Source organism: Antribacter sp. NEAU-D49 (assembly GCF_057158775.1).
In genome coordinates this window covers 70096-83790 of record NZ_JBXTSN010000012.1, presented here as the reverse complement: position 1 = coordinate 83790, position 13695 = coordinate 70096, and the positions used below count along the sequence as shown (strand labels likewise).

10 protein-coding genes are annotated in these 13695 nt (G+C 72.8%); 8 read left to right on the top strand and 2 right to left on the bottom strand.

Annotation, left to right across the window (positions count from 1 at the left end; genetic code table 11):
• The first annotated feature begins 201 nt into the window (after positions 1-201).
• The 3 genes from AC060K_RS11215 to AC060K_RS11205 are packed head-to-tail and all read left to right on the top strand — an operon-like array spanning position 202 to position 5531.
• Positions 202-576 carry a cold-shock protein gene (locus AC060K_RS11215; RefSeq protein WP_483765510.1) on the top strand — a complete coding sequence of 125 codons (375 nt, stop codon included), beginning with the start codon at positions 202-204 and terminating at the stop codon, positions 574-576.
• Between the two features lie 33 nt (positions 577-609).
• Positions 610-2232, top strand: a complete 1623-nt coding sequence (locus AC060K_RS11210; protein ID WP_483765509.1) for a DUF3027 domain-containing protein — start codon at positions 610-612, stop codon at positions 2230-2232.
• On the top strand, positions 2229-5531 hold the full coding sequence (locus AC060K_RS11205) for a sacsin N-terminal ATP-binding-like domain-containing protein (RefSeq protein WP_483765508.1): 3303 nt from the start codon (positions 2229-2231) through the stop codon (positions 5529-5531). The genes AC060K_RS11210 and AC060K_RS11205 overlap by 4 nt, the downstream gene beginning before the upstream one ends.
• Here AC060K_RS11205 and AC060K_RS11200 read toward each other — a convergent pair.
• Positions 5528-5779, bottom strand: coding sequence for a DUF2530 domain-containing protein (locus tag AC060K_RS11200; protein WP_483765507.1), 252 nt, complete (start codon positions 5777-5779; stop codon positions 5528-5530). The genes AC060K_RS11205 and AC060K_RS11200 overlap by 4 nt on opposite strands.
• 349 nt (positions 5780-6128) lie before the next feature.
• On the opposite strand from AC060K_RS11200, the gene AC060K_RS11195 reads away from it, so the two are divergent.
• Together AC060K_RS11195 and AC060K_RS11190 are read left to right on the top strand one after the other, a co-directional pair.
• Complete coding sequence (locus AC060K_RS11195; RefSeq protein WP_483765506.1) at positions 6129-7655, top strand: sugar transferase; 1527 nt, start codon at positions 6129-6131, stop codon at positions 7653-7655.
• Between the two features lie 82 nt (positions 7656-7737).
• Positions 7738-8652, top strand: coding sequence for a sulfite exporter TauE/SafE family protein (locus tag AC060K_RS11190; protein ID WP_483765505.1), 915 nt, complete (start codon positions 7738-7740; stop codon positions 8650-8652).
• Here the strand turns inward: AC060K_RS11190 and AC060K_RS11185 are convergent.
• Positions 8600-9184 carry an arsenate reductase/protein-tyrosine-phosphatase family protein gene (locus AC060K_RS11185; protein ID WP_483765504.1) on the bottom strand — a complete coding sequence of 195 codons (585 nt, stop codon included), beginning with the start codon at positions 9182-9184 and terminating at the stop codon, positions 8600-8602. The two genes, AC060K_RS11190 and AC060K_RS11185, sit on opposite strands and share 53 nt — an antisense overlap.
• Positions 9185-9593: 409 nt before the next feature.
• Between AC060K_RS11185 and AC060K_RS11180 the strand changes: the two genes are divergently transcribed.
• The 3 genes from AC060K_RS11180 (at position 9594) to AC060K_RS11170 (ending at position 13675) form a co-directional block, all read left to right on the top strand.
• The gene (locus AC060K_RS11180) at positions 9594-11396 is read left to right on the top strand and encodes a DUF4012 domain-containing protein (protein WP_483765503.1); all 1803 of its coding nucleotides are present in this window, start codon (positions 9594-9596) and stop codon (positions 11394-11396) included.
• A gap of 124 nt (positions 11397-11520) precedes the next feature.
• Entirely contained in the window at positions 11521-12051 is a 531-nt protein-coding gene (locus AC060K_RS11175) for an LPXTG cell wall anchor domain-containing protein (protein WP_483765502.1), read from the top strand.
• Between the two features lie 94 nt (positions 12052-12145).
• Positions 12146-13675 (top strand): sugar transferase, encoded by a 1530-nt coding sequence (locus tag AC060K_RS11170; protein ID WP_483765501.1) that lies wholly within the window; start codon positions 12146-12148, stop codon positions 13673-13675.
• The last annotated feature ends 20 nt before the right edge of the window (positions 13676-13695 follow it).

Genomic DNA, 13695 nt, shown 5'->3' with positions numbered 1-13695 from the left:
GCCCTGGCTGCACGTCGGTTGCGCCTGTGTTGCGTCCGGGTTGCGGCGGCGGACCTCGCGGCGCCGTTCGCCTGCCGCGGAGAGACCGGTATGGATGCGACGGAGCGAGCAGGAGCCCGGTAACCTTGGAGGTCTGGCCCGAGGCCGCGTGTTGCGCGCGCCGGGCACCGAGAGATTCCCACGAGCACGAACGAGGTTCCAGTGCCCACCGGCAAGGTCAAGTGGTTCGACACCGAGCGAGGTTTCGGCTTCATCGCCAGCGAGGACGGCGGCGAGGTGTTCCTGCATGCCTCCGCGCTGCCCGAGGGCGCCGCGCCCAAGCCGGGCGCCAAGGTGGAGTACAGCGTGGCGGACGGCAAGCGGGGGCCGCAGGCCCTCTCGGTGAGGCTGCTGGACCCCGCGCCGTCCATCAGCAAGGTGAAGCGCATGCCGCCGGTCGACATGGCGGTCCTGGTCGGCGACCTGATCCCGACCCTGGAGAAGACGGCGGACCAGCTGCGGAAGGGCAAGTACCCCGCGAACTCCGCCAAGCTCGCCCAGGTGCTGCGCAAGGTCGCGGACGACTTCGACGCCTGAGCCCGCTCAGGCCCCCACACGTGAGGCCCGTACATGGTGATCATGACTGCCGAGGCGGTCCCAGCCGTGCGTTCGCAGGCTCGGCGGGTCAGCGCCCGCACGAGCCGTGACGCCGTACTGAACGGTGCCGTCGAGCTTGCCCGCGAGGCGGCTCAGGAGGTGGCCGAGCGCCCGGAGGACGTGGGCGAGCACCTCGGCACCGCGCTCGAGGACGACCGGGTGGTGTCCCACCGCTTCGCGGCCACGATGAAGGGTTACCGCGGCTGGCACTGGACCGTCACGCTCGCGCGGATCCCGCGCAGCAGGTCGGCCACGGTCAGCGAGGTGGAGCTGCTCCCCGGCGACGAGGCGATCCTCGCGCCCGAGTGGCTGCCCTGGTCCGAGCGTCTTCGCCCGGGTGATATCGGTCCTGGCGACGTCCTGCCCTTCCGCGCGGACGACCCGCGCCTCGAGCCGGGGTTCGTCCCGACGGGCGACCCCGAGGTGGACGAGGTGGCGATCGACGAGCTGGCGCTCGCCCGTGCCCGCGTCCTGTCGCCGCAGGGTCGTGACGAGGCCGCCGAGCGCTGGTACCGCGGCACCCGCGGCCCCACCGCCCCGGGCGCCGTCGCGTCCGCGGCCGAGTGCGTGGGCTGCGGGTACTTCATCCCGTTGCAGGGCGCGCTGGGCCAGCTCTTCGGGGTCTGTGCCAACCCGTGGTCGCCCGACGACGGCAAGGTCGTCTCCGTCGACCACGGCTGCGGTGCCCACTCCGAGACGGACGTGGACCCCCAGCCCAGCGACTGGCCGGCGCCCGCGCCGATCATCGACGAGCACGGGGTCGAGCTCGTCACGCTGCCCGACGGCGATCGCTCGCCCCGGGCGCGGCGCGCACCCGAGCCCGTGGTCGGCGAGGAGCCGGCCGCCGCGGCCGCAGCGGGGGAGCCCGCGGGCGCGCCGGCGGAGCCCGCGGGCGAGGCCGTCGTGGCTGAGCCTGCTGTCGTGGCGGAGCCTGCCGCGGAGGCGCCGGAGGCCCCGGAGGCCCCGGGCGTGCCGGCCGAGCCTGCCGCTGCTGCCGAGACCGTGGCGGAGCCTGCCCCGAAGCGCCGCCGCACGCGCGCAACCCGGGCTGCCGAGCCGGTCGTGCCCGCTGAGCCGGTGGAGCAGCCCGTGTCCGCTGGACCGGTCGAGCCGGTGGCCGCCCCCACGCCCGAGGTCGTCGCCGAGGCCCTGGTCCTGGCTGAGCCCGTCGAGGTGCCGGTCGAGCCCGAGGCGGTCTCGGAGCCCGAGCCGGTTGCTGAGCCCGCGCCCGTCGCCGAGCCCGCGCCTCCGGTGCGTCGGCGCCGCCGGGCGACCGCGCCTGCCGGGAGCACCGCTCGGTCGTCCGAGCCGCTCGTGATCGTCGAGCCGGCGCGCGAGGTGACGGTGACGGCCACCGCCGCGCCGGCGGCCGCCGATCCTGCGGCCGCACCGGTGGTCGCTGAGCCGGCCGCCGCCCAGCCCGCGATCGAGACCGTCGGCGACGTTCCCGCTGAGCCGGCGGCGCCCGTGCGTCGTCGCCGTCGGGCTACGGCTCCCGCGGGCAGCACCGCGCGTGCTGCCGAGCAGGACACCGCCCGAGGTGCGGAGACCGGCGAGGGTGACCGGCCGACGTCGGGCAGCGACGGGACGGCGTGACCCACGACGCCTTCGGCACCGCCGCGCTGCGGCGCGCGGTGACCGAGGCGTGGCTCGCCTCGCCCACCCGCCTCCGCGAGGACGCGAACTCGGAGGAGGACCACGCCCGCGGCTACTACCGCGACCGCGTCGTGGTCGAGCTGGCCCAGAACGCCGCCGACGCCGCGGCGAGGGCTGGGGCGCACGGACGCCTGTCGCTGCGCCTCGAACCGGGGCGGGACGGCGTCTGGCGCCTCGTCGCGAGCAACTCCGGTGCTCCCCTCGACGCCGACGGGGTCGCGTCCCTGGCGTCCCTGCGTGCGTCGTCGAAGTCAGGCGCAGGGAGCGCAACGGACCCGGGTCACGCCGTCGTCGGCCGGTTCGGGGTGGGTTTCGCGGCCGTGCGCTCGGTGTCCGACGAGGTGGTGGTGCGCTCGCGTTCCGGCGGCGTCCGCTTCTCGCTCGCGGAGACGCAGAAGCTGCTGCGCGAGGTGGCCGACGCCCCCGCACCGGTGCGGGACCTGGTCGGGTCCCGGCCCGACTCCCTCCCGGTCCTGCGCCTTCCGTTCCCTGCCCCCGCCACGCGCGACGACGAGCCCGACACCGTGGTCGAGCTCTCGTTGCGCGACGAGGACGCGGTGTCCGCCGTGCGCCGTCAGCTCCAGGCCGTGGACGACGCGCTGCTCCTGGCGCTCCCGGCCCTCGACGAGATCGTCGTGGAGACCGAGGGCGCGGAGGGTTCAGAGACCGGCGAGAACAACATTGCGCAGGCTGGCGGCCCGGACAGCAGGCGCAATGTTGTTCTCGCACCCGGCGCAAGGCCCGGGGTCGGGCCCGGGGCCGCCCGGAGGACCCTCCGCGACGCCGGCTCGCGCTGGCTCGTCCACCGCGCGGCCGGCACGCTGGATCCCGACCCCTCGCTGCCCGTCGAGGCGCAGCGGACCGGCTGGACGGTCCTGTGGGCGCTGCCGCGCGGGTCGGCATCGGGCATGCTGCCGCCGGTGCTGCACGCGCCCACGCCCACGGACGTGCCGCTGTCGTTCCCGGCGCTGCTCATCGCGTCGTTCCCCGTGGACCCCGGCCGCCGTGGCGTGCTGCCCGGCGCGGCCACGGACCGGCTCGCGGCGGAGGCGGGCCGCGCGTATGCCGCGTTCGTCGGCGAGCTGGCGGCCGCTGCGGGCGAGCTGGCGGCCGGCGCGGACGGCCCGGCCGGCGCCGCGGCCGACGTCCTGGACCTGGTCCCCACGGGCCTGCCCGCGAGCGAGCTTGACGCGGCGGTCCGCGAGGCTGCAGCGCAGGCCCTCCGCGCCACGCCGCTCCTGCCCGCCCCGGCCGGCGACGCTGCGGGTGCACGAAGGGCCGCCTCCACGGCCGAACCGGCGACCATACGCGTACCCACGGCGGCCGGGCGCGGGCGGCTCGTGGCGCCTCAGGACGCCGTCCTGCTGGGTGGGGACGTCGCCGAGGACCCGGCCGTCGCCCTCGCCCTCGCCCCGGCGGTCAGCGGCTACCACAGCGACTCGGACGGGCCCGACCCGGTGCTCGTCGCCCTGCCCCGGCGGCACCAGGCGCTGGCGCGCCGCCTGGGCGCCCGGGTCGTCGACCTGGCCGACCTCCTGGCGGAGCTGCCCGCAGACCCCGCCACGGTCCGTGCGGCGCTCGACGCCCTCGCGCCGCACGTCAGCGACCCGGCCGTCCTGGAGGCGCTCGCCGGCGCGCCGGTCCCGCTCGCCGACGGCCGGACGGCCCGCGGGGCGCGCGGCACGGTGGTGCTTCCCACCGACGAGCTGCTGCGGCGTAGTACCGCCGTCCTGGGCGTGCGGGCGGTGCACCCGGACGCCGCACACCCGGTCCTGTCCCGGGCCGGTGCGGTACCGACCACGCCCCGGGCCCTGCTCGACGACGCGTCGGTCCGGGCGTCGTCGCTCGCCGCGGCGGAGGAGATCCTCGAGGGCGAGCTCGCGTGGCCGGGCATCCTGGAGACCGCGGGCCCGTGGGCGGTCGTGGACGCGACCCTGGGCCTGGCCCGCCTCGCGATCGAGGAGGACGCCGACGCCGCCCTCCCGTTCTGGCTCGGCGAGCTGCCCGTCGACACCGCCGACGGGCTGGTCGCGCTCCGCGAGTCGGTCCTGCCCGGCACCCCCGCGGAGCGGCTCCTGCCGGAGCTCGCCCCGCTGTCCGACGACGTGGTGCGCACCTGGGGCGCCGGTGTCCTCGCTGCCGCAGGTGCCCGGGCTGACCTCGCGGTCTACCGGGTGCGCGACGTCGTGGTGCCCGACTCCGGCGACGAGCCCGACCCCGGCCCCGACGACCCCGCCGGCTGGCTCCCCGCCTGGGACGAGTACCTGGACCACCTGGGCGACGTCCTGGGGCCCGGCAGCTGGGTGGGCGACCTGGAGGCGGTCGCGGACCTCGACGCGACAGGCGACGAGGGTGCCGGCGAACCAGGGCTCGCAGCCCTCCTCGCCCGCATCTCGGCCGACCCCGCGGCCCGTCAGGCCCTCCTCACCCCGGTCCGGTCGCCCGACAGCGGCGGCAGCGCGCCGTCGTACACCGCGTGGTGGCTGCGCCGTGAGCTCGGCGCGCCTTTCGCGCTGCGCGCCGACGTGCCCCTGCTCCCACCGGCGCCGGCCGCTGCACGCGGCCTGGACGAGCCCGTCCTGCGCGCCCTGGGCGGCGTGGACGACCTCGAGCTGCTCGGCCCGGACGACTGGCCGAGCCTCCTGACCACCCTGCCCGACGCCGGAGCCCGCCTCCCGGCGCACGTCGCCCTCGCGCTGTGGCGGGGCCTGGCCGCACTGGCGGCCGACGAGCGCGCCGAGCTGGACCCGCTGCCCGACCGGCTCCCCGCGCTCGGGCCCGACGGCACGGCGGTCGTCGAGCGCGCCGACGACCTGGTGGTCGCCGCCTCGGCCCGGTGGGCGCAGCTCGAGTGGGCCGACGGGAACGCCGTGGTACCCGCTCCGGCTGGTGCTGCCCGGGCGCTCGCGGACCTGCTGGACCTGCCGCTCGTGGGTGAGGACGACGACGTCGTCCCCCCGGACGACGCGGGGGAGCGCACCCTGCTCGACCCGAGCGTGCGGGCGCTCTCGCCGGCGCTCCCCGAGGCGTGGTTCGCGCACGAGCGCCTCACGGTGGAGGGGCGGGACGTCGCGTGGTGGCTCACCGCCGACGGCGCCGCGCACGCGACCGGCGTGACCGGACTGGCCAGGGCGCTCGCCGAGCTGTCGGGGCTGGACCGGTTGCTGCTCGAGACCTCGCTGCGGGAACCGGGACGCGCTGACGCGCTGACCTCCGAGGCGGCCTGGGACGAGCCTTAGCCGGACCGGTCGTTGCGGTGGCGCCGGGCCCAGAGGAGGCCCGGACCGCCGAGGAGCAGCCCTGTGGCGCACGTCAGGACGGGCAGAAGACCGCCGGAGTCGCGAACGAACAGGACGAGCGTGACGACGAGTGCCACTGCCCACGCGCCCATGCCCAGGAGGACGACCCGGGTCAGGTCGGCGCGAGGCGGAGGAGGGCTCGGGCGGCGCTTCTCCGGGTGCGCGAGCAGGCTCACGATGGACGGCACCCAGCCAGTCTAGGCAAGCCGCTCCCCGCTGGCCTGGGGTTTCGGTGGCCACGGCGGCGGTGAGGGTGCCCGCAAGGGGTACGTGTGGGTGAAACTGCAGGTCAGCGAGCGAAAAACTGCCGGGTGAATCGGTGGGTGAAAGGCCCCGGCTGCGGCACGCACGGAGGGGTCCGCACTCTTAGCATCGTGATGGCCGCCCCGCCGTCGACGCTTCTCCGACCCACCCGCTCGGAACGCCCGCACGATGGCATGCGCCCCTTCTGGGCAGACCATACCGGTATATGCCCTTATGCCCGAACTGCCTGTGCCCGCGCTCCGAGACGTCCGCGCCCCCGAAAGGACCCTCATCGTGACGACACTGGACGAGCGACGAAGCCTCCGCGCCCCGTGGCCCGCAACACGCCACGTCGCCACACCGGAGGCCACTCTCCGTGTCCTGCGCCGTTCGATGCCGCGGGCCCGCTGGCAGACGCACTACCGGGACCGCGTGCTGCTCAGCGACACGTTCGTCGTCCTCGGCGCGGTCGCCGTGGCCCATCTGCTGCACTGGCAGCAGTTCGCCACCGCGCCGGTCCGTGCGGGGTTCGGGCCCTGGTACTGGGCGATCTCGGCGCTCGTCGTCTGCGTGTGGATCGGCGCGCTCGCGATGGGGCGCGCGTACTCGACGCGGGCGTTCGGCTCCGGGTTCACCGAGTACCAGCGGGTCTTCGACTCGACCTGGAAGCTGTTCGGCATCCTTGCGGTCGTCGCGTTCCTCGCCGACTTCGGCGAGGCCCGCGCCTACCTGCTGTACGCGTTCCCGCTGGGCGCCGTGACGCTGGTGCTCACGCGCTACGCGTGGCGCAAACGCCTGCACCGCCGGCGCGCGGCGCACGGCGAGTGCATGACCACCGTCGTCGCGATCGGGCACCGGGACCAGGCGGAGCGGCTCGTCGAGCGCCTCAACCGCCACCCGTACCACGGGTTCCGGGTGGTGGGCCTCTGCGTACCCGACGGTGAGGCGAGCCTGGGCGAGACGATCCTCGACGTGCCGGTGCTGGGTGACCTGAGCCAGGCCGGCGAGGTGGCGGCCATGGTGGGCGCCACCTCGGTCGCGGTGAGCGGTTCCGACGCGATGACGGCCGATGCCGTGCGGCGCCTGGGCTGGGAGCTCGAGCCTGCCGGGGTGGACCTCATGCTCACGGCCGAGCTCGCCGACGTCGCCGGTGCGCGCATCCACGTCACCCCGGCGACCGGCGTCTCCCTCCTGCACGTGGACCCGCCGCGGTTCGGGGGCGCCAAGTTCCTGGTGAAGGCCGTGATGGACCGGGCAGCCGCCGCCCTGCTCGTCGTGCTGCTCCTCCCGGTGCTCGCCGTCGTCGCCGTCGGCGTGATGATCGACGACCCCGGCTCGCCGTTCTTCTTCCAGAAGCGGGTGGGCAAGGGCGGTGCGGTGTTCACCATGATCAAGTTCCGCACCATGCGTGCCGGTGCGGACCGCGAGGTGGACACGCTGGCCCCGGCGAACGAGGCGGCGGGCGTGCTCTTCAAGCTGCGGTCCGACCCGCGCGTGACCCGGCTGGGCCGCGTGCTGCGCAAGTACTCGGTCGACGAGCTGCCGCAGCTGGTGAACGTGCTGCTCGGGAACATGAGCCTCGTCGGGCCGCGACCGCCGCTGGAGCGCGAGGTCCAGCAGTACGGGCAGCGGATGCGGCGCCGTCTCCTCGTGAAGCCCGGGCTCACCGGACTGTGGCAGGTGACGGGCCGGTCCGACCTGTCCTGGGACGAGTCGGTCCGCCTGGACGTCTACTACGCGGAGAACTGGACGGTGCTCCAGGACCTGCTCATCCTCGCGAAGACGGCGCGCGCGGTGTTCTCCGGCCGCGGCGCGTACTGACGATTCCTGCGGGGCCGACAGCCGGTGATCGACAGGTGGTCTGCTGATGCCCGGTGACCACTGACCGGTTAGCGTCCGAGCGGTGAGCATCGATCCGGGCTTGGTCGTGGGCGGGTTGCTCGTGGGCTTCGTCGTGGGGCTCACGGGCATGGGTGGTGGTGCTCTGATGACGCCGATGCTGATCTTCGTCTTCCGGGTCGACCCGCTGACCGCGGTATCGAGCGATGTGGTCGCGAGCCTGTTCATGAAGCCGGCCGGTGCCGTGGTGCACCTGCGGCGCGGCACCGTGAACCTCCGGATGGTGCTGTGGCTGTGCGTCGGCTCGGTCCCTGCGGCGTTCTGCGGGGCGCTGCTCGTCCAGGCACTGCCGTTCGGCGACTCCCTCGACGAGGCGCTGCAGATCGTGCTCGGCGTGGCGCTGCTGATCGCCGCCCTCGGCCTGGTGGCGCGTGCCGTGCTCCAGATGGTGAAGAGCAGGTCCGCTTTCGGCGAGGGTCCCGCCGTGCCGACGGCGCCCGAGGTGGTGGTGCGACCGGTTGCCACCGCCCTGCTCGGGGCCGTCGCGGGCCTCCTGGTGGGCATGACCTCGGTGGGTGCCGGGTCCGTGGTGATCGTGGTGCTCCTCCTGCTGTATCCGGCGCTCAAGGCCTCCCAGCTCGTCGGCACCGACCTGGTCCAGGCCGTGCCGCTGGTGGCCGCGGCGTCGCTGGGCCACCTGCTCTACGGCGACTTCTCGCTGGGGCTCACCACGTCCCTGCTGATCGGCGCGATCCCTGGGGCGTGGGCCGGTGCTCACGCCTCCTCGCGGGCGCCCGGTGGACTCCTCCGCAGGGCGCTCGCGATCCTTCTTCTCGCGTCCGGGCTCAAGCTCGTCGGCGCGTCCGTCCCCGTGGTGCTCGTGGCGGCCGGGGTGGCGCTCGTCGGCGGGAACGTCCTGTGGTTCCTCACGAAGCGCTGGTACGAGCAGCGGAACCCGCTTCCGGCCGCACCGCGCTGAGGATCGGCGCCAGCGCCTCCAGGATCTGGCCGTACGACTCGCGGTACGTGCGCTCCGACCGTCCGTACGGGTCCACGACGTCGTCGTCGTGCTGGCGGCCCGCGTGCCGCGGGCGCTCGAGCAGCGCGGCGACGAGCAGTGCGGCGAGGCGGTCCGCGTCGGTGGCGCCGGCCACCGTGCCCGGTGGCACGGTGCTCGTCAGCCGGGCGAGCTCCCGCAGCGTGAGCGTGCGGCGCACGGCGGCGGGTTCCCGGTCCACGATCCACGCGCGGTGCGCTGTGGTCAGGGCCAGCACCAGGTCGGCCTCGCGGATGATGGCCGGGGTGAGCTGCCGCGCCACGAAGTCCGCCGCGTCGACCCCGCTCGCCGTCAGCAGGGCGTCCATCGGTGGCGAGACGGGCGAGCCGACGACGGCGTGGGTGCCCGCGCTGGTGACCTGGACCGAGTCGTCGAGCGAGTGCCGGAGGAGGGACTCCACAGCGGGAGAGCGGCAGATGTTGCCGGTGCAGACCGCCAGGACGGTGAATGACATGAACGGCTCCGGAAGAATGTCGGGTATCGGGCGCTAACTGGTGGTCGGCAGAATTCTGCCGCACTTCTCCGCTCCGTTTGTTTCGAGGGTGTAAACGGCTCGGAGTTATCGGTCTTTTCTCCGGAACTCCCGCTCAGCGAGAGCGAGAGAGCTGTCGGAGGTAACGTAACGGTTGCTGTCACCAGTTCTCGCGTCGAAACGGGAAATTCGGTCGACGACAGCTTCCGCGAAGGAGCCAGCAGATGGGGGTCTGGTGACGCATCCGGGGTGGGGAGATCGATGGGCGGAGGTGCCGGTGCTTTCGCCGAAGGGCTCGACGACGAGCCCGGGAGCAGGGCCAGGCGTCCTCTCGCCCGCCGGTCAGCGCAGTGGGCGGGGGCAAGACCGCCCGGTTTCCGTGGCGCGTCCCGTGCGCCCGGACAAGGTCTGGAAGAAGCCGCCCGAGGTTCGGCGGCCCTTCTGGACGCGGTCCCGCCGCCGGGCGCTGCGTGGAGTGCTGTGGGCGCTCGCCCTCGTCGTCGGAGTGCTCCTCGTCCTGCTCGCCTGGGTCGCGGTCGACGCGCTGCGGGCCAGGGGGGCGCTGGAGGACGCGGCCGCGAAGGTCGCGGTCCTGCAGGCCGACGCCGTGGCGGGGCGCGCCGACCGGCTTGACGGGACCGTCGCCGCGCTCCAGCAGGACGCTGCGCGGGCGGCTGACGCGACGAGCGGGCCGCACTGGTCCGTCGTCGGCCGGCTGCCGGGCGTCGGCCCCACGGTGGACGCGGTGTCGACGGTGGCCGACGTCGTCGACGGGCTCGCCACAGGGCCGCTGCCCGACCTGGCCGGCGTGGTGCAGCTCGCCAACCCGGCCACGTTCGTGCCGACCGACGGGCGCATCGACCTGGCGCCGCTCCAGCAGGTCGCGCCCCAGGTGATCCGCGCGGACGAGTCGATCGACGCCGCCTTCCAGCGCGTGCGGAACCTCGACGGACGCATGCTGCCGCAGGTCGAAGAGGTCGTGACTCGCTTCGAGAACCAGCTCGGTGACGTCCGGACCACCTCCGCGACCGCCTCGCGTGCTGCGCAGCTGATCCCCTCGATGCTCGGGGCGGACGGTCCGCGCGACTACCTGGTCCTGGTGCAGAACAACGCTGAGCCCCGCGCGCTCGGGGGCATCGTGGGCTCCGTGCTGGTGCTGCGCGCCGAGGGCGGCGCGGTCTCGTTGGTGCAGCAGCTACCGGGGCAGCAGGTGGGGCCGTTCGAGACCCCGGTGGTCGAGCTGACCCAGGACGAGCAGCTGGTCCTCGGCGACGAGGAGATGGCGCGCTGGATGCAGAACATCACCCTCACCCCGGACTTCCCGCGGGCGGCGGAGGTGGCCCGGGAGATGTGGCGGGCGGAGACAGGCCAGGTCGTCAGCGGCGTCATCTCCGTGGACCCGGTCGTGCTGGCCGACCTGCTCGCCGTGGTGGGGCCGTTCGACGCCGGCCCCGGTGGTGCGCTGCAGGGCGACCAGCTCGTGGACTACCTGCTCAACGGCATCTACAAGACGGAGACGCCTGCGCGGCAGGACGTGATCTTCGCCGACATCGCGCGGCGGGCGTTCGAGACGCTCTCCGCGGGAGCCGGTGACGGCACCGGGCTGGTGAACGCCCTCGCCATCTCGGCGCGGGAGGGCCGGCTGCTGGTGTGGTCGGCGGACGGCGAGGAGGCCGACCTGCTCCAGGGGACGGTGCTCGACGGCGCGCTCCGGGGCGTCAAGGACGCCTCCCCCGTGGTGGGCGTGTTCACGCAGGGGATCGACGCGGCGAAGATCGGCTACTACCTGGACACCGCCGTCAGTGTTCAGGAGCTGGGGACGCGTCCCGACGGCTCCCGCGAGCTCGAGGTCAGCGTCACCTACAGCTCGCTGGTGACCCCCGAGGGGGCGGCGTCGCTGCCGACCTACATCGCCGGGCCGGACCAGGGGAACGCCGGGCGCATCCGCCTGCGGTCGCTCGTCTACGCGCCGGCCGGCGGCGGAATTGATAATTCCGCCGTAAAGGACGGTAAAACGGAACTATCTCCCCAGGTTCACGATGGATTGGCCGTTGCCGCGAGAAGTGTGAATCTATCGCCCGGAGAGACAACAACAGTGACGTATGTCATTATCACCGGGAAGCGCCAATCAGGGGACATCCAGGTTCGGATGACACCCGGCGCTCGGCCGGTCGACGTGTCCGTCTCGGACTGACGCGTGGCCGGTACCACGGACGGTGGCGTGCACGCGGCTGGATATGCCCGGGTACGGAGTCAGGTGTTGAAGAACACGACACCTACCTGCAGCAGTTCGCCTATACGTAACAGGGGACAGAGCTATGCTTCGACGCCTTATCAGTGCCGCAGGGATTGCTCTTGCGGCCCTCGTCGTACCGGCAGCGGGGGCAGCCGCCGACGACTACACCCCGGACGACCAGCCGTACACGGTCTACACGTCGTCCACCACAGTCACCGTGGGCAGGGCCTTCTCGGTGCTGACCACAGGACCCGACGGCCAGGTCCTCTTCACCGTCGAGGGCGCGGCCGCGGCTGACGGTGCGGTGAACATCGCCGGTGTCAGCGCGGAGGCCATCACGGTCGACGCCGACGGCACCACGAGCGCGGTGACGATCCCGGCGGCCGGCACGTACCGGATCTACGTGACCGACGCCGCGGGGACCGTGGTCTCCAACGTCGTGACCGTGACGGCTGTCGCCGCGGCTGCGGGGGGCGGCGCCGGTGGTGGCGGAGGCCCGCTGCCGGTCACAGGTGCCTCGGGCACCCCGTACCTCGTCCTGGCGGGCGCGCTGCTCGTCGCGGGCGTGACGGCGCTGGTCGCTACGCGTCGTCGGGCGGTCCGGCAGGCCTGAGCGAACTGGTTACGGGCTGCCGTGGTGCGCTGCGCCCCGCCTCTCAGGCGGTGGGGCGCAGCGCATTCACCTTGGGAGAGGCCGTAGGTGAGACATGACGATTGAGAAGGACGGTGTGGCGGTCGCCCAGTCTCCGGATGCTGGCTTACGGTCCGGTGCGATGACTCGGCGGGCTGCGCTGTCGCCAAGCCTGGTCGCTCCGCCGATCCGGCGAGCACCGGCCTCCAGCTGGCAGGCCAGGATCACGAGCAAGGCACTGCTTGTGGACACGGCCGCTGTCGTCCTAGGGACGGCGCTCGGATACATCTTGAGGCTCGACAGGGCGGTGGAGGTAGATCTCTTTCAACCCCGTGGCGGTCAGTACCTGCTCGTATCGATCCTCATCGCAGAAGCTTGGGTAGTTGCACTCGGCGTGGTCGGCTCCCGCAGCGCAAGAGTGCTGGGGTCAGGACGTGCCGAGTACGGGCGGGTACTACGAGCGACGTTCGCACTCTTCGGGCTGATCGCAGTCGCTTGCTACGTCGCGAACCTGGCCCTTGCGCGTTCCTTCGTCGCCGTCGCTCTCCCGTTCGGTCTCAGTTTGCTCCTCATAGGTCGGGCCCTTCTGGCTCGCCATCTGCACCTAGCCCGACGTGAAGGGCGCTACTCCCGCAGGACGGTCCTCGTGGGTGCGCAGGACGCTGTCAGGGACCTCGGAATCCGGATCGCTCGCACCAAGCAGGCGGGTTTCCACGTAGTAGGTGTATGCGTCAACGGTGGCGGGCCGTCACCGGTCGAGGGCGTGCCGGTCCTCGGCTCGGTCCAAGAGGCCGCACATGTCGCGGAGTCAGTACAAGCAGACGCCGTTGCAGTCACGGCGTCAGATGCCACGACGCCACAGTCGATCAAGCGGCTCGCGTGGGACCTGGAGCCGACCGGTGCGGAACTGATTGTCGTGCCCGCTCTTGCCGACGTCGCGAGCCCTCGCCTGGTGACCACGCCGATCGACGGTCTGCCGGTGCTACAGGTCTCACACCCCGGCTACGCGGGCGCTCAACACGCGCTCAAGCGGGGCTTCGATCTCGTTGCGGCGTCGATTGTCCTGATCGTGCTTGCGGGCCCACTGGCCGTCGCCGCGCTGGCCGTTCGTCTGACGAGCAGGGGACCCGTTCTGTTCCGCCAGCAGCGAATCGGGCTGAACGGTCGCCCGTTCACCATGTACAAGCTCCGGTCCATGTATTCCGGAGCTGAGGCTGACCTCTCAAGGACGCTTGGCGAGGACGTTGGACTGTTCTACAAGCCGAAGAACGACCCCCGCGTGACGCCGTTCGGAAGGCTCTTGCGTCGATATTCGATCGATGAGCTACCCCAGCTCTTCAATGTGATCAAGGGTGACATGAGCCTCGTTGGACCACGTCCCCAAGTCGCACTCGAGGTGGCACAGTACGACGATTCTGTAAAGCGTCGCCTGTACGTGAAGCCTGGACTCACCGGACTTTGGCAAGTCAGCGGAAGAAACGATCTGCCAATCGACGAGAGCGTGCGACTGGATCTGTATTACGTCGAGAACTGGAACCTCTTCGATGACGTAGTGATCTTGTTCCGGACTGCCCGCGCTGTCATCGCACCGACTGGAGCCTACTGAACGCAGACCGTGAGCTCGAA

What these genes read in the sequence shown, in the direction of transcription:
- AC060K_RS11170 (WP_483765501.1), top strand. Translation starts at nt 12,146, where the DNA reads ATGACGATTGAGAAGGACGGTGTGGCGGTCGCCCAGTCTCCGGATGCT.
- AC060K_RS11175 (WP_483765502.1), top strand. Translation starts at nt 11,521, where the DNA reads ATGCTTCGACGCCTTATCAGTGCCGCAGGGATTGCTCTTGCGGCCCTC.
- AC060K_RS11210 (WP_483765509.1), top strand. Translation starts at nt 610, where the DNA reads ATGGTGATCATGACTGCCGAGGCGGTCCCAGCCGTGCGTTCGCAGGCT.
- AC060K_RS11185 (WP_483765504.1), bottom strand. Translation starts at nt 9,184, where the DNA reads ATGTCATTCACCGTCCTGGCGGTCTGCACCGGCAACATCTGCCGCTCT.